General features: G+C 45.1%; 15 protein-coding genes and 2 pseudogenes. 15 read left to right on the top strand and 2 right to left on the bottom strand.

The genetic code is table 11. The features are described 5' to 3' along the window. Window positions 1-164 precede the first annotated feature (164 nt). The 3 genes from licT to OIN60_RS12860 all read left to right on the top strand — a co-directional run bounded on the left by licT (window position 165) and on the right by OIN60_RS12860 (window position 4,492). On the top strand, window positions 165-1,007 hold the full coding sequence (gene licT, locus OIN60_RS12870; RefSeq protein WP_305755253.1) for a BglG family transcription antiterminator LicT: 843 nt from the start codon (window positions 165-167) through the stop codon (window positions 1,005-1,007). Between the two features lie 109 nt (window positions 1,008-1,116). Then, window positions 1,117-3,036: a beta-glucoside-specific PTS transporter subunit IIABC gene (locus OIN60_RS12865; protein WP_305755252.1), complete on the top strand. Its 1,920-nt coding sequence runs from the start codon at window positions 1,117-1,119 to the stop codon at window positions 3,034-3,036. A gap of 28 nt (window positions 3,037-3,064) precedes the next feature. Beyond that, window positions 3,065-4,492, top strand: coding sequence for a 6-phospho-beta-glucosidase (locus OIN60_RS12860; protein ID WP_305755251.1), 1,428 nt, complete (start codon window positions 3,065-3,067; stop codon window positions 4,490-4,492). 107 nt (window positions 4,493-4,599) lie between these two features. On the opposite strand, the pseudogene OIN60_RS12855 reads toward OIN60_RS12860, so the two are convergent. After that, window positions 4,600-5,015 (bottom strand): annotated as a pseudogene (locus OIN60_RS12855) (Lrp/AsnC family transcriptional regulator). Window positions 5,016-5,144: 129 nt separating this feature from the next. Between OIN60_RS12855 and OIN60_RS12850 the strand changes: the two are divergent. Next, window positions 5,145-5,924: an MBL fold metallo-hydrolase gene (locus OIN60_RS12850; protein ID WP_305755250.1), complete on the top strand. Its 780-nt coding sequence runs from the start codon at window positions 5,145-5,147 to the stop codon at window positions 5,922-5,924. A 121-nt stretch (window positions 5,925-6,045) separates the two neighbouring features. Here the strand turns inward: OIN60_RS12850 and OIN60_RS12845 are convergent, their stop codons facing one another. Then, entirely contained in the window at window positions 6,046-9,447 is a 3,402-nt protein-coding gene (locus tag OIN60_RS12845) for a discoidin domain-containing protein (protein ID WP_305755249.1), read from the bottom strand. A gap of 385 nt (window positions 9,448-9,832) precedes the next feature. Here OIN60_RS12845 and OIN60_RS12840 point away from each other — a divergent pair, with 385 nt between their 5' ends. From OIN60_RS12840 to OIN60_RS12795, 11 genes and pseudogenes are all read left to right on the top strand, one after another. Next, window positions 9,833-11,443 carry a response regulator gene (locus tag OIN60_RS12840; protein WP_305755248.1) on the top strand — a complete coding sequence of 537 codons (1,611 nt, stop codon included), beginning with the start codon at window positions 9,833-9,835 and terminating at the stop codon, window positions 11,441-11,443. A gap of 64 nt (window positions 11,444-11,507) precedes the next feature. Further along, entirely contained in the window at window positions 11,508-13,235 is a 1,728-nt protein-coding gene (locus OIN60_RS12835) for a cache domain-containing sensor histidine kinase (RefSeq protein WP_305755247.1), read from the top strand. Between the two features lie 267 nt (window positions 13,236-13,502). Continuing rightward, window positions 13,503-14,687, top strand: a complete 1,185-nt coding sequence (locus OIN60_RS12830; protein ID WP_305755246.1) for a WXG100 family type VII secretion target — start codon at window positions 13,503-13,505, stop codon at window positions 14,685-14,687. An 11-nt stretch (window positions 14,688-14,698) separates the two neighbouring features. Continuing rightward, window positions 14,699-14,965 carry a DUF1871 family protein gene (locus OIN60_RS12825; protein ID WP_305755245.1) on the top strand — a complete coding sequence of 89 codons (267 nt, stop codon included), beginning with the start codon at window positions 14,699-14,701 and terminating at the stop codon, window positions 14,963-14,965. A gap of 435 nt (window positions 14,966-15,400) precedes the next feature. Continuing rightward, on the top strand, window positions 15,401-15,781 hold the full coding sequence (locus tag OIN60_RS12820; protein ID WP_305755244.1) for a hypothetical protein: 381 nt from the start codon (window positions 15,401-15,403) through the stop codon (window positions 15,779-15,781). 310 nt (window positions 15,782-16,091) lie between these two features. After that, window positions 16,092-17,408 (top strand): ABC transporter substrate-binding protein, encoded by a 1,317-nt coding sequence (locus OIN60_RS12815; RefSeq protein WP_305755243.1) that lies wholly within the window; start codon window positions 16,092-16,094, stop codon window positions 17,406-17,408. Between the two features lie 80 nt (window positions 17,409-17,488). Further along, window positions 17,489-18,424: a carbohydrate ABC transporter permease gene (locus tag OIN60_RS12810; protein WP_305755242.1), complete on the top strand. Its 936-nt coding sequence runs from the start codon at window positions 17,489-17,491 to the stop codon at window positions 18,422-18,424. A gap of 1 nt (window position 18,425) precedes the next feature. After that, on the top strand, window positions 18,426-19,262 hold the full coding sequence (locus OIN60_RS12805) for a carbohydrate ABC transporter permease (protein WP_305755241.1): 837 nt from the start codon (window positions 18,426-18,428) through the stop codon (window positions 19,260-19,262). A 13-nt stretch (window positions 19,263-19,275) separates the two neighbouring features. Continuing rightward, complete coding sequence (locus tag OIN60_RS12800) at window positions 19,276-20,433, top strand: glycoside hydrolase family 88 protein (protein ID WP_305755240.1); 1,158 nt, start codon at window positions 19,276-19,278, stop codon at window positions 20,431-20,433. 59 nt (window positions 20,434-20,492) lie between these two features. Further along, window positions 20,493-20,648: pseudogene (locus tag OIN60_RS22635) on the top strand (TetR/AcrR family transcriptional regulator); the annotation flags it as partial. 3 nt (window positions 20,649-20,651) lie between these two features. Continuing rightward, window positions 20,652-21,065 (top strand): TetR family transcriptional regulator C-terminal domain-containing protein, encoded by a 414-nt coding sequence (locus tag OIN60_RS12795; protein ID WP_305755239.1) that lies wholly within the window; start codon window positions 20,652-20,654, stop codon window positions 21,063-21,065. Window positions 21,066-21,270 lie beyond the last annotated feature (205 nt).

The following is a 21,270-nucleotide window of genomic DNA, read 5'->3' as shown; positions in this document are numbered from 1 at the left end:
ATTGCTAAATTAGTTATTCTCGGATATAATAAGCTTGCATGATAAGGATAGTGATTGTTTAATTACAAGCTAGACCTACTTGCACATTTGATTTAGCGCTTATCGATAGCGTTCATTTCAATATGTGCAGGTAGGTCTTTATTTGTTTCAAGGAGGGTTGAACCATGGTGATTCATAAAATCCTTAACAATAATGCGGCGGTAACTCGCGATCAACTTGGACAGGAAGTCATAGTAATGGGCAAAGGATTAGCGTATCAAAAAAAAATCGGCGATCCAATTAATGAGGAAATCATTGATAAGATTTACTCCCTGTCCACCAAGGAAGTATTTAGCAGGCTCCAGGAGCTTCTAACCGAAATTCCGATTGATTATTTTAATGTCAGTGACAAAATCATAAACTACGCCAAATTAACGTTAGGCAAAAAATTAAATGAAAGTATATATATATCGTTAAGCGACCATATTTTTGCGGCTGCGAATCGTTTTCGGCAGGGGGTTACCCTCAAAAACGCATTGCTCTGGGATATAAAGAGGTTTTACCCTGATGAGTATGAGGTTGGAAAGAGAGCTCTGCAATTTATTCGCGAGTGTTTTGATATTCATTTTCCTGAGGATGAGGCCGGGTTTATTGCGTTGCACATTGTCAATGCTGAAGAAAGGGAAGAAAGTCAGGATATATACCGCGTAACCAAGATTATTCAAGAAGTAAGCAACATTGTCAGATATTATTTTCAAATTGAATTTGATGAAAAGTCGGTTTATTTTTATCGTTTTATCTCCCATTTAAAATTTTTTGCGCAAAGATTAATCAGCGGTAACATGCACGAAGATGAAAGCGATCAGGACTTGTTGGATGTTATCAAATCCAAATACAAGAATGCCTTCGAATGTGTGGAAAAAATTGAAACCTACATTAAAAACAACTATAACTATAACCTGACAAACGAAGAGAAGCTTTACCTGACCGTTCATATTCAAAGAGTGGTTTACAAAACGAATTCTTGAAATCGGGTACTTTGAAGGAGGTGAGAATTAAACGCAATTCAGGATGGTGACATTAAGTTGGCCAAACCCTTCACAATCTATTTTTTAATAGAATATGGAGGTAAAGAAAATGGGAAAGTATGAAAAGTTAGCTAGGGAGATTGTGAAAAATGTGGGGGGAGCAGAAAATATTGCTGATCTCACCCATTGTGTAACCAGATTAAGATTTCACTTAAAGGATGATTCCATTCCAAACGATGAAATAATGAAAAAAGTTGACGGTGTAGTCACTGTTGTAAGATCCGGCGGCCAATTTCAAGTTGTGATCGGAAACCATGTTTCTGAGGTGTATTCCGAAGTTCTGTCTTCCGCAAGGTTAGAAAATAATAGCTCTCATCCATCTACAGAGACCATTACAAAGAAAAAGAAACCGTTCGATGCATTTATTGATATCATATCGAGTCTGTTTCAACCTATACTTGGTATGCTGTTCGCTGCTGGTTTGTTAAAAGGACTTAACACTTTATTTAGCTTTCTTGGTTTGTATTCGTCAGACAGTGGAACCTACATGGTTATAAATGCCATGGGGGATGCTTTTTTTATGTTCCTCCCTGTGTTTTTAGGCTATACATCAGCTGTTAAATTCAAGGTTCAACCGTTTGTTGGAATTTTGATCGGTTTAGCCATGTGTTACCCTGCTATTCAATTGGATACACTGACTGGCTCGAGAGACCCGCTTTATAACGTGTTTAGCGGCACATTGTTTAGTTCACCCGTCTATATAGATCTGTTTGGAATTCCGCTAATAAGTATGAATTACACATCATCAGTTCTACCTGTAATTATTGTGGTTTACTTTGCTTCGAAGATCCAGTATGTGCTAGATAAGATTGTACCGGATGTTATTAAGTTTTTTATTGTTCCGATGGTGACGGTGTTTGTGTCTTTGTCATTAGGCTTCTTATTAATCGGGCCGGTTGCAACTTACGCTTCTGAAGCAATAGCACAAGGAATATTGGGAGTTAGAGATTTTAGTCCATTGCTCGCAGGGACATTAATGGGATTACTTTGGCAGGTTCTCGTCGTTTTTGGACTTCATTGGGGAATCATACCATTATATATAAATAATATTACGACCCTTGGATCCGACACTTTGATGGCTACTGCCTTTGCTACATCTTTTGCCCAGGCAGCGATAGTTCTTGCGATCATTATCAAAACCAAAGATAAAAATCTGAAAGCTTTAGGGATTCCTGGAGCTATTTCAGCGCTATTTGGGATTACAGAACCAGTAATTTACGGTATAACTCTCCCTCGTAAAAAGTTGTTTATCATGAGCTGTATTGTTTCCGGGATTGCAGGAGGATTTTATGGGCTCTTTAACTTAAGAGAGTTTACGTTTGGAGGATTAGGAGTATTTGAAGCATTAACGATGATCAATCCGAAAGATCCAAGTTTAACCAACCTAATGATAGCTGTCATCGGAGTAGTCTTTACCATGATCACAGCCTTCATTTTTACGATGTTCATGTTTAAAGACGAAGCAGCAGAATCACCCAAAAGTCCAGAGCAAGACAAAAAATCAAGCACATCCAGAAGAAATACTATGTACAGCCCTCTGCAGGGAGAAATTGTTCCAATCAAAGAAGTTCAAGATGAAGCCTTTTCGCAAGAATTATTGGGCAGAGGCATCGGCATTCGTCCTGCAAAAGGAGAGCTTACAGCTCCTTTTGATGGTAAGGTTGTTACTTTGTTTCCTACCAAGCATGCCCTAGGATTAGTATCCGATGAAGGTATGGAAGTATTGATTCATATTGGTTTTAACACGGTAAAATTGAAAGGGAAGCATTTCGAGGCTTTTGTAAACGAGGGCGACAGTGTTAAAAAAGGTCAGAAATTGGTTTCATTTGATATCGCAGAGATTGAAAAAGCAGGATACTCCGTTGAGACACCAATTATTATCACCAATACGGAACAGTACCTGGAGGTCATTGAGACCGAAGAGTCAAAGGTTACTGCAGGCGATGTTCTGCTGACAGGTATTCTTTAATGACAGATTTTCAAGGGAGATGATAGATATGGGATTTAGAGAGGACTTTTTGTGGGGCGGCGCCACCTCAGCAAATCAAACTGAAGGGGCTTATAACATCGACGGACGTGGGCTTGCAAATGTTGATCTGGCGCCATTAGGTGAAGATCGGGAAGCTGTGTTAATGGGGAAAATAAAGATGTTTGAATTTGATGATAAATACAACTATCCCGCCAAACAGGCAATTGATATGTTTCATCATTATAAGGAAGATATCGCTTTATTTGCAGAGATGGGATTTAAGGTTTACCGTTTGTCGCTCGCATGGACCCGGATTTTCCCTAATGGCGACGAGGAGGAACCGAATGAGGCAGGGCTTCAATTCTATGAAGACTTGTTCAAGGAATGCCGCAAGTACAATATTGAACCTCTCGTAACGATCTCTCACTTTGATGTTCCTATGCACCTGGTCAAGGAGTACGGTTCATGGCGTAACAGAAAGATGGTCGATTTCTATGAAAGATTGTGCAAAGAGATTTTTAACCGTTACAAAGGTTTGGTAAAGTACTGGATTACATTTAATGAAATCAATATGGTTCTGGAGGCTCCATTCCTGGCAGCAGGACTTTACATTGAAGAACATGAGGATGCGGACACTGTGAAATTTACAGCCAGCCATCATGAATTGGTGGCAAGTGCTCTGGCAACCAAAATTGCGCACGAAGTGGATCCGGAAAACAAAGTGGGCTGTATGCTTGCTGCCAATGCCCCATACCCAAGAACATGCAATCCGGAAGATATTTGGAAGGCAAAACAAGTAGAGAATCAGAGCTACTTCTTTATAGATGTACAGGTTAGAGGAGAGTACCCTGCATTTACTTTAAAAGAATTAGAGCGAAAAGGTATCACTCTTCCATTCGTAGAAGGAGACAAAGAACTACTGAAACAACATACCGTTGATTTTGTCGGGTTTTCATATTATTCCTCAAGCGTGGTCAGTGCCGATCCTGAAATGACGGATACCATTGGTGGGAACTTATTCCCAAGTTTGCCTAATCCGTATTTAAAAGCTAGTGACTGGGGATGGCAAATCGATCCGCTTGGATTGCGAATCACCCTGAATAACATTTATGACCGGTATCAAAAACCTTTATTTGTTGTTGAAAATGGTTTGGGGGCGGTCGATGTTCCGGATAAAGCTGGATATGTAGAAGATGACTATCGCATTAAATATTTGAGTGAGCATATTCGCGCAATGAGGGATGCGGTAGACTACGATGGTGTTGATGTGTTGGGGTATACGGTTTGGGGGCCAATAGACATTGTGAGTGCCAGCACGGGCGAAATGAAAAAAAGGTATGGTTTTATTTATGTTGACAGGGATGATCAAGGACAAGGAACATTAAAACGAACGAAGAAAAAATCGTTTGAGTGGTATAAGAAGGTTATTGCCACTAACGGTAAGGATTTAGATTAGTCGTTTCTCATTTAAAAATCCCCTTTCGGCAGACAGTGGAAGAAGAGTTCGTCAATTCCGGGCTCCGTACCATACCAATTGCCAAAGGGGATTATTCATTATTTGACCTAACGCATTGCACTAATCACAATTGATAATTTGTAATTGGCATGTTTGTTTAACGCTGATAGAAATTGATCCAATGCTTCATTTGTTGGGAATCGGCATTCCAGGAGATAACAGCCATCTCCACTAATTTTGTAGCTATTGATCACATATTTCTCTTGTGTCTGGATAAAGGAGAGATAAGGTTTATGGTGAATCTCGTTCATAAAGACATTCAGAAAGGCGTAGATAAGACATCCAATTTTCACCTGGTTTACTTTGATGGTATAGGCCTCAATTACCCCATTGTCTTCTAATTTTGCAACCCTTGCAGCAACTGCTTGTCCTGTTAAATGAACTCTATGCCTAGTTCTTTCATCGTAATCCGGCTATTTTTAGATAACTCTTCTATTATTCGCATGTCTGTTTGATCCAGCATAATAAACTCCTTTCAAAATTCAAGTCAAACGGCCAAAACACTTGATTTTATCCGTGTATAAGCATTCTGCTCATATTATAAACTATACAATGTCAGGAAACACAAATGAACAGATAAGGAGATATCCATATGCATATCCAGCAAATTCGCAATGCTACGATCATTGTTCAATACGCAGGAAAAAAGTTTTTGATTGACCCATTTTTAGCGGAAAAAGGGGCGTATCCACCGTTCCCGAATTCCTTGAGACAAGACCAGTATAATCCGTTGGTTAGCTTGCCTGTACCACTTGACGAGATCGTGAACGATATAGATGCTGTCATTCTTACCCATCTCCACTTGGATCATTTTGATGAGGCAGCTCAAAAAGTGTTACCCAAAGATATCAAAATGTTTGTCCAAAACGAAGAAGATGCACAAGAAATTCAAAACGCTGATTTTACAAATGTAGAAGTGCTGCAAGAAAATACAATCTTTGCGGACATTCAATTAACAAAGACAAAAGGCGAACATGGACGGGGAGAAATCTTGAAAATTGCAGGTCATGTGTGCGGCGTTGTATTTAAGCATGCAACGGAGGACACCCTGTATGTAGCTGGCGATACGGTATGGTACGATGCAGTACAAGAAGTAATTGATACACACAAGCCAGAAGTCATCGTAGTAAATGGCGGCGACAATCAATTCTTAGAGGGTGGCTCTCTGGTCATGGGCAAAGAAGATGTCTACGAAGTTTACAAGGTTGCCCCTCAAGCAAAGATTATTGTGGTTCATATGGAAGCAGTGAATCACTGGACACTATCCAGAAACGAATTGAAGAACTTCCTTCTTGAAAAAGGGATCTCATCCAATGTTCTGGTGCCGGATGACGGAGAATCTTATACATTCCGAAAGAAAAAGCATATGTAACCCCGGAACTTGAATGGTTGAAGCATAATTCGGGGTATAGAAGCCGATAATGGTGTAAAGAAGGGAAGCTGCAACACCCCTCTCCCAAATAAGCAGAGGGGTGTTTGATAGGGACTCATGTTTATTCCTGTAAAGAACCATGAAGCCTTAGCTCGGCCATATTGCCGAACCAGGAACCCGAATTATAAATGCGGATATACCGGTATGGTGTTGTATTGCTTACCGTAAAGGTCTGCCAATCTTGAAGGGCAGCGGCCCCTGACGTGAGGTTCGACCAGTTTTCGTTATCGTTGGAGCCCTGCACCACAGCGCCTTTGATCCGGCCGTAATATTGATCCTGTCTGGCTAACAGTTCTACCTTCGTAACAAGGAGCCTCTGATCTGCTTTGAAGTCAAAGGTAATGAAACCTCCCGCCCCGTTGCTGCCAAGCCGGAAATCGGAATTGGTGCTTGGGTCCCCGTCAAACAGATAACCGGCCTGTTTTATGGTTTCTGCAGGAGTTCGGTTTCCGGCTGTTGTGGGATCCAGCAGATAGGTGATATCCGTCACGTTGGGGATCAGTTGCGATTCATCCGTTATAAACAGATGGGTGCTGTCCGTCGTCAGGAACGCTTCATCTCCAGCGCTTCCGTCTGACATCAGTTTGTAATTGATCGAGAAGCGGACCTTCCCGTCCCCGGCACCGGGGCTGACGGTCCATTGTGCCGTCCAGTGCATATTGTCGGTCGAAACGGCTGCTGCTTCCTGTCCTTGAATTAAGACTTTCACATCCTGAATCGGTTCAATGGCTTTAAAATCCAGCTTCACCGTATCGCCTGTTACGATCCGGTTTTTCAAGCTTTGCTCCGAGCTGATCGACACAGCGCTCAGTTTGCTGAACACTTCATGCCGTTGACCGTAGATGCGCAATTCGCCGATCTCGAACATCGTGCTCTGCGGCTCAATGATGTCCAGCTTGAAGAAACGGAAGGGGGTGTTGTTATACTCCTCTTTCACGGCGAGCCGCTGTTTCTCTTCACTGCGAACGGTCATCTGATCCGTTAACCGTGTCCAGTTATCCCCATCATTTGATCCAAACACGGCAAGACCGGCGATGCGCTCAGGGAAGCTCCTTCTGCCCTGGACCTCGAAAGCTTGGGCCGTGATGTTAAACTTACTGCCGAAGTCAAGGGTATGGTACTGATCCGGCGCTAATCCGTAAGCGACATAGCTATTGTCGTTATCGTCCGTAAGGCTGGGCAGGTAATTACCGAAGGAAGAGGCAGATACCATGTTCACATAGTCAAGGCTTCCATCCGGCAAAGCTTTGTTTAGAAGCTCGAGGTCTCCCACTGCTGTATGAAGGGATTGCAATTTGCCATAAAACGCCGCATCTGTATCTGTCTCCATATGATTGACAACGTTGGTATAAGCATCGGTGTATGTCGCAAGGGTAGCTGACACATAGCTTTCAGCCGGGTTATATCCGGCGGTGGCTGCAGCAACGGCGGCTGGCCGGTCGGCTGTCACCTCGATCTTGACATGTTTCGTGGATACCGACGTTCCGTCACTGGCCACAACAATAAAGGAGCTTGTTCCGGTTTGTGTGGGGGTCCAGGTGAAAGCGCCGGTACTGCCATCCAAAACGGCTCCTGCAGGACCCTCTGTCATTTCATAGGTGACAACGTCCGAGACGTTCGAATCTGTAGCCGAAAAATCCGCGTTGATCGCTCCTCCGGTAAATGCGATCAGATGCAGTGCCGACGAGCCTGATTTAAACACCGGAGCGGATAACTGGCTGCCTGCCTGGACATGGAGATGATCCAGGTCCACCTTGCTGCCGCCTCCCATTACTTTCATATACATAAGGCTGTAGTTTTCATCGGTCTGTGCGTATGGAACCGTGTTGATGGACATGTCAAAGGTAACGTATCTCCATTGCCCCTTTGTATCCGGCAGCGTAATCGTATGGAAGGGGATGGAGCTTCTTTCTTTACTAAGCTCAAGGATGGCGGTCCCGTTGGTCCTGATTTTCAGGCCGATGAGCTTGGGGGAGGTTCGCTGGCCGAAGGACAGATTCAAAGGCACAATGGTGCTTCCCTCATCCGTTGCCGTGATTTCTACATAAGAAATGGGACCTTCTTGCCTGGTTGCCGAATGACTGTCAAGGGCCGTGTACCGGTCTTCGATTTCGACCAAAGCATCACTTGTCATCTCCCTGGGCACATATTTGGCCCCCTCCGCCACGGCTTCCGCCGGGATATACAGCCAGAAATCCCCTCCGCCGTCCGGGCTTTCCCAGGCTTGGGCCAGCTTCCCTTGATAATAATGATTGGACGGGATGCGTTTCGTGAACGCTTCATAGAAGTAAGGCGCTTTTTCTGAGAGATCGACTCCTTTACTATAGGTATAATAGTAGTAAATATCCCAAAACTGGGCGGTGTTCATTCGGCCACGGTAAAAGTCGGATATGACCCGGTAAATGCCCAAAGGGTCGCCGCTCTCATTCATGGTATAAACCACCGGGGTCCAAGGGGTGTCGTAGCCCAGCATGTATTGCCAGAAATAATTGGCTGCCGTCAAAATGCGGTGATCGAGAAAAGCAAAAATATCCACCGCATCCGGAGCGGTTGAGACCGTGCCTGCCACGGGGTCTACCTTGGTGCTCTGGGCAAGCAGCATCCGGGAAATGATCGCTGCATTCGTAATGTCTCCGGCACCGTGAGCCTGATCTCTGCCCATTTCCACATGCTGCACGACCGGCTGATCCAGCTTCTCTCCCGTAACCGCATTGGTATCTACGAGCCGGAACAACTGTTGAATCGAACCGTTAATGCCTTGATCCTTGGCCGTTTTGTTCACGGTAAACCATTCTATGGCTTCTTCGTACCGGTCTTTGTTGTCTGTAAAAATATAACCCGCCATGGCTCCCAGCAGAGGGTAGGTATGCTGGTTCATAAAGTAATTGTTATCGTGCAGAAACGTTTCCGTCACCGGGATAATGAGATTATTGGTGAAATTGGCTGTATCCTGATCCGTCCATTTCAGGGCCTCCGTTTGCGAGCTGGAGTACCGCAATATTTCTGCCGCCGTGACCATCCGGTTCAGCGGAATTCCTGTATGAATGTGAGCGTCGGCAAAATAAACGTATTTGGCAGGGTCCATTTGGGACCAAATGCGAATGATGTGCATCGCGTTAGCCCGATAGGTTTCATCGCCTGTAATATAATACAATAAGGCTTGTGTATACGCTTTTAATCCATCGGATATAAAGCGCGCATTAAAACCCTGACTATCAAATGCATCACTCGCCGGTTTGGTGGGATTCGTGGTATCCTGATTGCTGGATGTAACCGTTTTCGAAGCTGTTGACGAAACAAGCATGGCTTTATAATACGAATACCACGGTTCCTGCTTCGCCATAATTTGTGCCCGCATGTTTTCAAGAATGTCCTTGGTTACCCCGATGCCCGGATGCAGGAAGCCGTTGCTGCTTGTTTCCGTAATCTCTACCGGATCGGCCACAGCCATATCGATAGCCACCGACGATTCCTCTGTTAGTGCCGAGGCAGATACCGACAACGAAGGAATGCACATGACTGCAAAAATGAGTGCAGTAAACCCGGCTGTCACCCGTCTCCACAGACTTGTGCGGTACGGTCTTTCATACGCTCGTTTCAGAACAATCTCCTCCTTTTCCTGTGTAGTCAAGAAACACAATAACAGAATGGGGAAGGGGAGGTGTGCTGCTTTTTTAAGCGAAATATGCATTCTTTTTTAGATTTAGCGTCAGGACCAGATGATCGGAACAGGTTCCTGTTTTTTCATACCGTGTTTGTCGTTATAATCTTAATCAGCAAATGAAGGCCATGTTTTTATTCGCGTAAAAGTAAATATTACTATTCACGGGTAAGCAGGAGGGCACTCTATGGAAACCATTAAATTATTGCTTGCAGACGATGAACCCGTCATATTACGCGGCCTGAAAAAATTGATAGCCTGGGAAGCGCTTGGATTTACCATTGTTGGTGAAGCCAATGACGGGCAGGAGCTCTGCGAGCTGATCCGTACACATGAACCTCAGCTCATTATCAGTGATATCAGCATGCCGGATGGCAACGGGATTGATATTATTGCCGAATTAAATGAACAAGGATACTGTGCTAAGGTCATTTTTATCAGTGCCTTTCAGGAGTTCGGTTATGCCCGTCAAGCGATACAGTTGGGAGCGCTGGATTACCTGGTAAAACCTATCAATAAACATCAGCTCGAAAAAGCAGCAGCCAAAGCGGTGACCATTCTCCAGGAAGAATCCGCTGATGAGCGAAATAAAGAGATGCTGACTTATTATGAAAAAAAGAATCGCTCCACCACCATAGAACAGCTTCTTGACGGTTTACTGGACGGAGACAAAAAGACACTTGACGCGCTTTCGCAAATGGACGTCATTGCGATCAGCCGATTTACTACTGTGTGTGTACTGGAAATCGATGAAAATAGCACTGGCACACCGTGGGAGGAGCGGGAGCGCAATCTGGTGAATTTTGCACTGTCCAATATCATTAGAGAGACATTGGAGCAGGAACGGAACGCGGGCAACGGATGGCTGGTTCAGAAAGAAGCATGCTTTGTCATTCTAATCCAGCATGAACAGAGAGATTATCCGCTTCAACTGGCCAACGACCTTCACCGTAAGATCAACAGTTATTTAAAGCTGAGTGTTTCGTGTGGTATAGGGTTAAGCGTGACAGGCATTGAAGAAGCGGCGGCATCCTGTCGCTCTGCACTGAAAGCGCTTAACATAAAATATTTTACAGGTATGAACCAGGTGATTTGTTATGAAGAGCAGTGTGCAAGGAATAGTCTGGAGGATAAGTCTATAGCAGAGCTGCAATCCGATGTGGTCAAAGCGTTGACCGCTCAACAGAAGCAACAGTTGCAGCCGCTGATACGGCAACTGCTGGAGCAGATCCGGATTCAGACAGGGGATAACAGGAATCTGGCGGTGACGGGGGTTTACAATTCAATCCTGATCATACATCAGGAGCTTGCGAAGATCGGGAGCGGGATGGAGCTCCTTCAGGCTGACCATGGTGCTTTGCTGGAAAAACTGGCTGCCTGTCCTTCCTACACGGATGTTGCCCGCATGGTTGAAGAGATCGTGGTGGAAATGCTGCAGCATTTTGCGGGCAAGCTGTCGGGTAAAGAACGGGTGCTGCTAACGAAGATCAAAGCGTATATTGAGGAGCATTATGCCAGCCATATTACCCTGGAATCGATGGCCGCCCTTGTCTATATGAATCCCTACTATTTCAGCAGCTTTTTCAAGAAGCATACCGGCCAAAATTTCAAAAACTATATCACAGAGGTGCGGATGAGGCATGCGCTTAAGCTGCTGCTCGAATCGGACCTTATGGTCTATGAAATTGCCGACCGTGTAGGTTATAACCATGTGAGACATTTCAGCGATATGTTCAAAAAAAGATTTGGCAAGGTGCCGCAAGAATACCGGCAGTGCTTCCGCCGACATCAAACATAATTAACCATAACTAACCATAACGAACAAAGAAGGTGCTGCCTTCATGCGCTTCTGGAGATTGTTGATGAAAAGCATATTCGTAAAATTTTCGGCTTCCTTTATGCTGGTGGGGCTTATCCCGCTCTTTGCGCTAAGCTTTTTTTCCGTGCAAATATTTTCGGGTTACGTGGAACGATATACAACCAGCAACCTGCAGCAAATGGTGCTGTATATGAGCTATAATCTGAATTCGGCCTTCCAGCAGTACAATGACATTTCGAAGCTTATGTATAACGTCCGTTATGAGGGAGTATCCGAAGATATCAACCGGAATCAGACGTTTAATGTCAATGAGCTGGAGCAGATCAATGCGACGCCCATCGATTCCTTCCTGAAAACGATCGTTTTTAGTGATAACTATATTACCGGCGCTTATTTTGTCCGGGCGTCAGACGGGCGTATCTATTACCAGGAACGGGAGAATCGCGGACTTAGAAGTGAGCTACTGCCTGTTCAGGAATGGAAAGACAAAATGAGCACGCAGCCTGCGAAGGTAGCCATTTTCCCGAAGCATCAGGACTCGTATTTCACCGGGTCCAAGCGGGAGGTTTTTACGCTTGTACGTAATCTTATTGATACCTCAGGCGTGCTGACCCGGGAACCCAAGGTGGTGGGCACCTTGTTTCTCGACATTGATACAGCGGTGTTCCGTCAATTTTTGAATGAGCTCTATCTTGGGGAGCAGGACGAGGTAGTTCTGCTCGATGGTGAGGATCATATTTATTTCAGCAATCAGGGCAACAGGACGAAGGATGAAATTTTAGCAGGAAGCAAGGATAACGAGATGCTGGTGCTGCGTGAAGACATTCCTTTTATTAACGGCCAACTGATTGCAATGATTCATCGGGCAGGACTGTTTGAGCAGCTTTTTTCCGCACGGGCCACCGTATATACTGCGATCCTGATTTGCTCAGTGGCCTTGATTGTCATGGGAGCCTGGTTCTCCCGCCGTTTGGCTGCGCCGATCCGCAAGCTGATTCAGCAAATGGCAGTGGTGGAGTCCGGGAGGCTGGACAGTATGCTTCCGGTCAACAGCAACGATGAAATAGGCAGGCTGACCCAAGGCTTTAATCGGATGGTCGAGCGCCTGCGGGTGCATATTGATGAAGCTTATGTGGCCCAGATCAAGCAGAAGCAAACCGAGCTGAATGCGCTAAAAAGCCAGATCAGACCTCACTATTTGTACAACACCCTTGAAGTGATCCGGATGAATGCGGTGGATAAAGAGGCGGAAGAGGTCGCGGACATGATTCATTCCTTGTCCAACCAATTGAAATACGTTATTGATTATGGAGAAGAGCGCGTAAGTCTGCGCCGGGAGCTTGAGCATTTGCATGACTATTTCTATATTATTTCGGTCCGGTATGACAACAGATATGTGCTCAGGTGTGACATCGCTCCTGACGTGGATATGGACTGGCCGATCCTGAAATTATGTTTGCAGCCCATCGTGGAAAATGCGGTCCAGCACGGACTGCGCCAGCAGAAAAAGGGGACGGTTGGGGTGACTGTAGAGAAGCGGGACAAGGACCTGGCCATCACGATTTATGATGACGGCGCGGGAATGGATAGAGGGACGCTGGCACGCATTAATGAAACCTTGTACGAGCCCAGCGCCCCGAGCAAGTCTGTCGGGCTAAAAAATGTGCATGAGAGAATCCGGTCCATGTACGGAGAAAATTATGGCCTGTCCGTGAGCAGTCAGAAGGATATTGGCACCTCTGTGCTGCTCTGCTTTCCAATACCGGGTTGACGGCTCTTTTTCTAATAAAGAAATGAAGAGATCCGCACTTTTGCAAGGATAATCCTTTGTCCTTCAAGGCCTTAATTGGTCGTTGGTGCTCCTTATGCAGAAGTGTGGATTTTTAAATGCGCAAAAGTGAAAGTGAACTGTCAAATGAAGTGGAAATCTTCTGAAGATGGCACGAAGGTCATAGCAAAGTTAGACCTAATGTCGCTGTGCCCTGAAATTCTATTTTAGTATAATTTAGTTCCATAAAATAGAAGTGGATGTGTAGGCATGGCGAAAATACAGGTACCTGCGGATCTCATGATGGAAGTCGCTCGAAGGATCAGGGTCGGGAAAGATCAGTTAAAATACATATTGGAGCAGAATTTTTCAAGAACGACTGCCTTGTTAAATGAGTTTGAAGGAGAGACGGCAAGAAGGTTCCGCTCGCTGCACGAAGAGAATGCGAAGGCACTGAGCCTAGTCCCGGTAAATCTGCAAAGAGCAGCGGATGAATTAGAAACCATAGTGAACAGGTTTGTTGATGCAGACTCAGGTATAGTTCATATTCCTGATCTTGTTGGGACAAAGAGCATTCATGATTATGCTGGAGATTTTTTCAAACCAGACTTTAGCACTATTGGGCCTGCGCATACCAGTTTGACCCAACTGAATGAACGGTCTGATGCTACATCCATATCTGCCGAAAGACCACCGCGAGAAGAACCGGAGAAAGGGTTCGGTGACCATGTTCATGATTTTTTCGAAGGAGCATGGAAACCGCTCAGCACATTGGATGATAATATAGTTAAACTGGGCGAACAGATAGAGAAAGACCCGGTAGGGACGATTGGCGGAATGGCACGAGATGCAATCGCCGCCCCAGTCGAAGGCGTAGTGAGCGGTGCAACATTTGGCTGGAACTTTCTCTGGGGCACGGGCGATGCAAGGGAACAGGCAAAGGAATATGTAGAGACGGAAAAACAAAAATTTGAGGAGCAGGGTGCGGCCTTTTATGCAGGAACAGCAGCCTCGGCTATGGCTGTTCAATTTCTTGGCAAAAGAATAGGGATCAAGGGGAAGTTGGGGGACGGAGGGAAATACACACTTGGAGGAGAGGATCAAGATAGGTTAAGAGGCAAAATTTCTGAGGGGACGAGTAGTGTCGCTAAGATTGGCGACAGCTTTGGAAAAGCCGGAACACTCGTTGAAAACCCCGGCACTAAAATTGAGTGGTCAAAGGTCTCAACTCATGGAATCGAGAGAATGAATGAACGCGGTGTGACGAAAGAAATGGCAGAATTTTGGGTCGAAAATGGTAAGGCACTTTCACAAAATAATGGAAGCAAGCATTTGTTTTTCTCGGAGGAAGGTGCAGCGGTTGTTGCCAACGATGGGACGCTTGTAACAGTAATTCCGAAGAGCAAATACGATGATGCTTATAAGGCGTTATCGAGATCTTTATTTGGGAGGTAAGCGAGTAACAGATGAGAGATAACATCATTCAAATAATTAACGAATGGAATCCGGTGGATATTTATCCACTACTGGAGGATGAATATTCTTCTGAGTCACAGAAGGTGTTTGAAGCAATGGATTTCACCAATACGGTTGATGAACTAGCGGATGAAGTGTTCAATATATTCGAGAAATCTTTTGGAAAGGAGTTTGAGAAGTCTATTGATGAATGCAAGTTTATTGCAGAGAGGATTGTAAAGTTAAAACAAGGTGGTGGGGCTGAGTCTGTAAAGTAAATGGCGTAAACTCTACACCCTATTAATAGAGATCCGCTTACTGCGGCTCTTTTTCTCAAGAAAACTGCCCTATGATTGGGCTTAGTAGAATGCCGGTTACTGGATCAGGGGAGATAAGATGAGGATTGTTTTTTCGGTTAAATCCGAGTATGAATATGTACGAGAGCGTGACGAGGCTGAAAGCAACATCGGCTGAAAAAGTGTACAACCGAAATTGCTTTAATTTTATATAAACCACATAATGTTTTTGCGTTACCTTTAATAGGTCGATTATGGTTAGATATATCCATGATTGACCTGTTTTTTATGTTTATAGCTGCCTTCCTTGTGCACCAGCAACGCCAAAGGCGTATGGAAAGGAAGAAGTTAGGACTAAAACCGGATGATTTGAACATTTTCGAGGACTACTATAAAAGATATAGGGGGTTGAAATAAGTGAAGCTAGATGTATTTCTGTTAAATGGTTACACTTATTGTGCGAATTTAAAATCCATTCCTGTTGTAGTTAGGTTATCATCGACAGATAAAATTGAAATTGCGGGTAAAATTGACTTAAGAGAAATACTGCTTCTGCAAGATGGTAAAGATATCTTCGGAGGATATATTAAATCCAGATTGGGAATGGAGAAAGACACAATAACCATCTCTTATGATAAACCCCAGCACATATTATATGATATATGCGACTATGAAGATAGCGAATTGCATCCTGGTGAGTATGAAGTGAGTATTAAACTGCAAGTTTACCGTTATGAGAGTGGGGAAAGGAAGGAAACGGTTAGTTTAGAAGGAATGACTAAGCTAACAATTATGTAAACTCTAAAATGCTGATCAAGTGTTTTTCAAAACCGCAGGAGGAGTAGAATTCTTGCGGTTTTGTTACAGGAGGAATTATGGGAATCTTTCTCTGCAATATCAGGGCCATCTTGCGCTAAATTCAATAGCAATCATTTCATAAGGGTCGCGTTATGCGACTCTTTTTTTGAAAAAAAGTGTGTATCCGTTAACTGGAAGGTCTGCTTTCTTAAATTCCCCGCATATGCGGCTTAAAAAAGTTCATACAAGCAAAAAACGCTCCATGTTATGCTAAATAACGAAAACGCTTACTTCGAGGGGGCCGCAAGATATGCTTAAAAAAGCAAAATTCAGGTTAACCGCACTTCTGCTCGCAACGGCTATGATTTTGGGAGCTTGTGCCGGAAACAGCACGGGTGCGGGGGGTGATACCGGGGCTGATCCTGGCGGGAAGAAAATAAGCTTTACTATCGGATACGCTGCCGGTGATCCGGCTGCCAAAAAAGCGATAGCCGATACCGTGAAGAGATTCATGGAGGCTAATCCGGATATTGAAATCAAGGATCTCAGTGAAAACTCCAGCAGCTCATATCTGGATTGGCTGAAAACGAAGGATGCAGTTGGCGAGTTTCCTGATCTGGTGGAGATGCGGGACACGGAGGTGTTTGCTCATGCGGGTAAAATCGTGGAGCTGCCGTCAGACCTGCTGGATTTGTTCGATTCGCCTCCAGCGGTAGAAGGCAAGGTGTGGAACGCACCCTTATCGATGAATGCGCCGCAAGGCATCATTTACAGCAAAAAAGCATACGCGGATGCTGGCATTACCGAGCTGCCCAAAACGTATGACGAGTTCATCGCCATCCAGGAAAAATTAAAGGCTTCCGGTATAACACCGCTGGTGGTTGGCGGCAAAGACATTTTCCATATGGGCTTCTGGGTGAATAAGTTTCTCATTGATGAGGTGTACGCGCAGGATCCGGACTGGAATTCCAAGAAAACAGCCAAAGAGGTCAGCTTCACAGACGCCAATGTCGTGCAGGCGATGACGGATTACCAAGAGCTGTTCAACAATTACGTGGATAAAGGCTGGCTCAGTACACCTGACAATCAAACGATTTCTTTCCTGATCACAGGCAAAGCCGCTCAACTCTACTCGGGAACATGGATGTTTTCGCAAATCGAAGAAGCAGATCCGAGCTTTGAATACGGCTTTTATGCCGTGCCTGACCGTGCGGGCAAAGTGAATATTATAGGACTTCCATCACCTGCCGGATGGTCTTTGTCCGCCGAAGCGGCCGAGGATCCCGAGAAAGCGGAAGCGATCAAAAAATTCATTCGTTTCTTCTTCGAGCCGGAGCAATATTCGCAGTATCTGGCGAGCATCAACGGAATTCCGTCAACAAAAGAAAAGGTCACGTATGAGACCGCAGAAGCGATGGAGGCGGCGCTTGCTTTGATGAACGATCCGAAGGTTACGAAGTCGCTGGCTATCAATAACTGGTGGGGAGAGAATCTGATCCCGCCTCAGTTCCGCAATTGGTTCTACAAAAAGCTGCAGGAGATGGTTGTGAACGACGGGGATGTCAAAACTTATATGCAGCAGGTGGACGCGGAATATGACAACCAGGTGAAGGCAAATTCGATGTAAGAGATGTGAGAAAGAGAAGCTTTGGAGGAACCCGCACCCAGAGTGAAGGTGGTTCCTCTTTTTAGGAAGGAGTGCATTCTATGGGAACACCCGCATCATCTGCAAGAGAGCGTATTACTACAGCAACCGTTCATCCAAAAAAGAAAAAGCAGCACCCTTTTGCTATCGTATTTATACTTCCGTCATTAATCCTGTACACCTTGTTTGTCATTGTTCCTACTCTTGGCAGTGTGTATCTCAGCTTTACCTCATGGGACGGAATAAGCGAGGATATCCGCTTTATCGGCTTTGCCAACTTTGTTGAGATATGGAATAGTCCCCGGGTTCATAATGCGCTGAAGAATACACTCATCATGACCGTAAGTTTGGTCATCCTGGAAAATATTGCGGCCATTGCCATGGCCCTGATGGTTGACAAGGTAAAGTGGTTCAAGAATCTATTTCGCAGCATTTTCTACTTTCCCACGTTGCTTAGTGGCATCGTGATGGGCTTCGTATGGGCCATGATCCTGAATTATAATTTTGGCGTTGTTAATCAAATGCTGAACGCGGCCGGACTCGGAAGCTGGGCGGTGGATTGGCTGGGGGACCCCAACTACGCTATGCTGTCCGTCATCCTGTCCACAGTCTGGAAGGGCGCCGGTTATTACATGATCATCTATCTGGCTGGACTGCAGGGCATTCCGGCAGAGCTGTCCGAAGCGGCCAGCATTGATGGCGCGAATGGCTGGCAGCAGTTCCGTTTTATTACCTTTCCGCTGCTTGCAGGCTCCGTGACCGTATGTATGGTGCTCTCCATGATCAGTGCGCTGAAAATATTTGATCAAATTGCGGTCATGACGGATGGCGGACCAGGCTTCGCGACAGAAACGTTAACCTATATCATTTACAAGGTAGGCTTTGGCGAATTGAGGCAGGGCTTCGGTACAGCGCTTGCTATGGTACTGTTTGTCATCATCTTAATCATTACGATTATTCAAGTGAAAATTCTTCGCAAGAGGGAGGTGCAGTATTGATATGAGCATGCAGGCACGCCAAAAAATAGGCGAAGTGCTCCTGTTCGCGGTTACGCTGCTGGTGGCCGTTGTATTCTTTTTTCCCATTCTGTTCAACCTGATGTCGGCCTTCAAGAGCAATGGTGAAATTATGCGGGATGCCCTATCGTTTCCGACCTCGCTGTATCTGGAAAATTTCAAATATTTGCTGACCGAGACCGAATTTCCGCGTGCGATCGTCAACAGTTTGATCCTGACGGTGGTTTCCATCGTCATGCAAATCCTGATCATTCCGATGGCAGGTTATGCGATCGAAAGAAGAAACGTCAAATGGACGCACTTCGTTTTCCTTTACTTTCTTGCTGGCATGATGATTCCTTTCCAGGCCTACATGATTCCATTGTTCAAAGAGCTTAAAATGCTTGGACTGTACGGCAGCCTGGCCGGACCGGTTTTTGTGTATATCGCAGGCGCAGTTGGTTTTGGATGCTTGCTTTACACAAGTTTTGTCAAAGGCATCCCCAAGGAAATTGAAGAGGCGGCCGAGATCGACGGCTGCAGCCGGTACACGATTTTCTGGAGAATTGTATTTCCGCTGCTCGGACCGGTGACGGCCAGTATGGTCATATTAAACGGGCTGGGCATCTGGAACGATTTTCTCCTGCCGATGCTCGCGCTTCCGTCCGGGGAGCCGAAAACGATGGTTGTAGAAATTTACCGGTATATCGGAGAGTTTTCGTCGAGATGGGATATGATTTTTGCCGGAACCGCCCTGTCCGTTATTCCTGTGCTTATTATATTCGTTTCTATGCAAAAGTACTTTGTTAAGGGAATCTCATCAGGAGCGACCAAAGGATAAGGGGGATGAATCCATGCTTGTTTTAGACAGCAAAACGGCTTGGGTAGACGAGGTTGTGGACAAAATTACGGCCAAAATGGACTGGGTCAGCGAAAAATCGAAAAACAAAATTCCTTATACGACCATCAACGGGCAACATGATGACCGGTCGCTGCATAACCCTTCCAATACGGAGGCGGACGGTATAAGCTGGTGGACCAACGGATTCTGGGGCGGAATGATGTGGCAGATGTATCATGTTACAGGGCAAGCGAAATACAAGGATATCGCTGAAATCTCGGAGCGAAAATTGGATGCCTGCTTCCAGGATTATTATGGTCTGCATCATGATGTGGGCTTCATGTGGCAGCCCACCAGCGTGGCTAACTTTAAACTAACCGGAAATCCGGACTCCCGCAAACGGGCAATGCATGCCGCAAACCTGCTCGCTGGCCGTTACAATCCGGCAGGGCAATTCATTCGTGCCTGGAATGACCTGGAGGACGAGGATACGAGAGGCTGGGCCATCATTGACTGTATGCTCAATATCCCGCTTTTGTACTGGGCTTCCTCAGAAACAGGTGATCCCCGTTTCCGGCAGATTGCGGAGAAGCATGCCGATACAACCATGAATGCTTTTATCAGACCTGATGGCTCTGTTAACCATATCGTTGAATTTGATCCGTTTGCAGGCGGAGTGGTCAAAACCTATGGCGGGCAGGGATACGAGGAAGGTTCTTCATGGACACGCGGGCAAAGCTGGGCACTGTATGGATTTATGATGAGCTACAACCATACGCAGAAGGAAGAGTATCTGCATACGGCAAAACGGGTCGCCCATTATTTTATCGCCAACATCCCCGAAGACGGCATTATTCCGGTCGATTTCAGGCAGCCCAAGGAGCCGGCATTGGAGGATTCAACAGCGGCGGCCATTGCCGCCTGCGGTTTGATTGAGATTGCCAAGAAAGTAGGCCCTCATGAGAAGGATCTGTATCTGGGAGCTGCGATCAAGCTGCTGCATACCCTGGATCAGACACGCACCGACTGGACAACCGGCTGCGACTGCATTCTTAAGAATGGCTCTGCCGCCTATCATGCTAGTAGCCACCATCAATCCATCATTTACGGCGATTATTTTTTCATGGAAGCGATGCTCAAGCTCAAGGGAAATGATTTATATATTTGGTAAATGGTTATGGATAGGCAGATGTATTTGACTTTAGTTGAACGATCGTTTATTATTCAAACATGAGATATAAGGACAAAAATAAAAACGAAGCCATTTTTCAAGCAACCATTCAGCTTTTGAACGAGATCGGTTTTTCTGAAATTTCCATGTCTAAAATCGCCAAACGGGCTCAGGTATCACCAGGAACGATTTATGTTTACTTTGAAAATAAGGAGGACATGCTGAGGAAGCTGTTTTTGAATGTTGAGCAAAAGATTAGTTCGGGTATGTTCGAGGGTATTCATCATCCATTGCCGGTCAAGGCAAGATTTGAACTGATTATGAGCAACTATATTGAATTCATTCTTAACCATAAAGATGAATTCCTCTTCTATGAACAATTTTGCAATTCACCGCTTGTCGAGAATTTGTATCTTGAAGATTCCAGTTCGATGTTCCAGCCTTTTTATAAATTGATTGAGGAAGGCAAAGAACAGAAGCTACTTAAAGATTACGACACCATGCTGCTGTTGGTTTTGATTTATGCTCCTGTTACCGAGCTGGCCAAGCAATATTACAGAAGAGAATTTGAATTTAATGATAGAAATGTGAAGGACTTGATTCAATCAAGCTGGGACGCTGTCAAGGCATAAGGAGTCCTTCTTTTTTTAAATATAAAATGAATGAACGTTCAATTTCTAATGTCGTCATCGTGGCACCTCACATAGGTGAACGTGTTGAGATTGGTTCTTCTGAAATACCATCGGCTCCATGGTGGAGAGATATTACTTAAAGGGGGTGATTCATGTAAAAAGCGGCGTATCGAACGATGATCATTTTCTAAGATTTACAGTTTTG

Source organism: Paenibacillus zeirhizosphaerae (genome assembly GCF_030705605.1).
Lineage (GTDB): Bacteria > Bacillota > Bacilli > Paenibacillales > Paenibacillaceae > Paenibacillus > Paenibacillus zeirhizosphaerae.
Note: the sequence above shows the minus strand (reverse complement) of the source record. Positions and strands in the feature narration are given on the sequence as shown.

What these genes read in the sequence shown, in the direction of transcription:
- licT (WP_305755253.1), top strand. Translation starts at nt 165, where the DNA reads ATGGTGATTCATAAAATCCTTAACAATAATGCGGCGGTAACTCGCGAT.
- OIN60_RS12865 (WP_305755252.1), top strand. Translation starts at nt 1,117, where the DNA reads ATGGGAAAGTATGAAAAGTTAGCTAGGGAGATTGTGAAAAATGTGGGG.
- OIN60_RS12860 (WP_305755251.1), top strand. Translation starts at nt 3,065, where the DNA reads ATGGGATTTAGAGAGGACTTTTTGTGGGGCGGCGCCACCTCAGCAAAT.
- OIN60_RS12850 (WP_305755250.1), top strand. Translation starts at nt 5,145, where the DNA reads ATGCATATCCAGCAAATTCGCAATGCTACGATCATTGTTCAATACGCA.
- OIN60_RS12840 (WP_305755248.1), top strand. Translation starts at nt 9,833, where the DNA reads ATGGAAACCATTAAATTATTGCTTGCAGACGATGAACCCGTCATATTA.
- OIN60_RS12835 (WP_305755247.1), top strand. Translation starts at nt 11,508, where the DNA reads ATGAAAAGCATATTCGTAAAATTTTCGGCTTCCTTTATGCTGGTGGGG.
- OIN60_RS12830 (WP_305755246.1), top strand. Translation starts at nt 13,503, where the DNA reads ATGGCGAAAATACAGGTACCTGCGGATCTCATGATGGAAGTCGCTCGA.
- OIN60_RS12825 (WP_305755245.1), top strand. Translation starts at nt 14,699, where the DNA reads ATGAGAGATAACATCATTCAAATAATTAACGAATGGAATCCGGTGGAT.
- OIN60_RS12815 (WP_305755243.1), top strand. Translation starts at nt 16,092, where the DNA reads ATGCTTAAAAAAGCAAAATTCAGGTTAACCGCACTTCTGCTCGCAACG.
- OIN60_RS12810 (WP_305755242.1), top strand. Translation starts at nt 17,489, where the DNA reads ATGGGAACACCCGCATCATCTGCAAGAGAGCGTATTACTACAGCAACC.
- OIN60_RS12805 (WP_305755241.1), top strand. Translation starts at nt 18,426, where the DNA reads ATGAGCATGCAGGCACGCCAAAAAATAGGCGAAGTGCTCCTGTTCGCG.
- OIN60_RS12800 (WP_305755240.1), top strand. Translation starts at nt 19,276, where the DNA reads ATGCTTGTTTTAGACAGCAAAACGGCTTGGGTAGACGAGGTTGTGGAC.
- OIN60_RS12795 (WP_305755239.1), top strand. Translation starts at nt 20,652, where the DNA reads ATGCTGAGGAAGCTGTTTTTGAATGTTGAGCAAAAGATTAGTTCGGGT.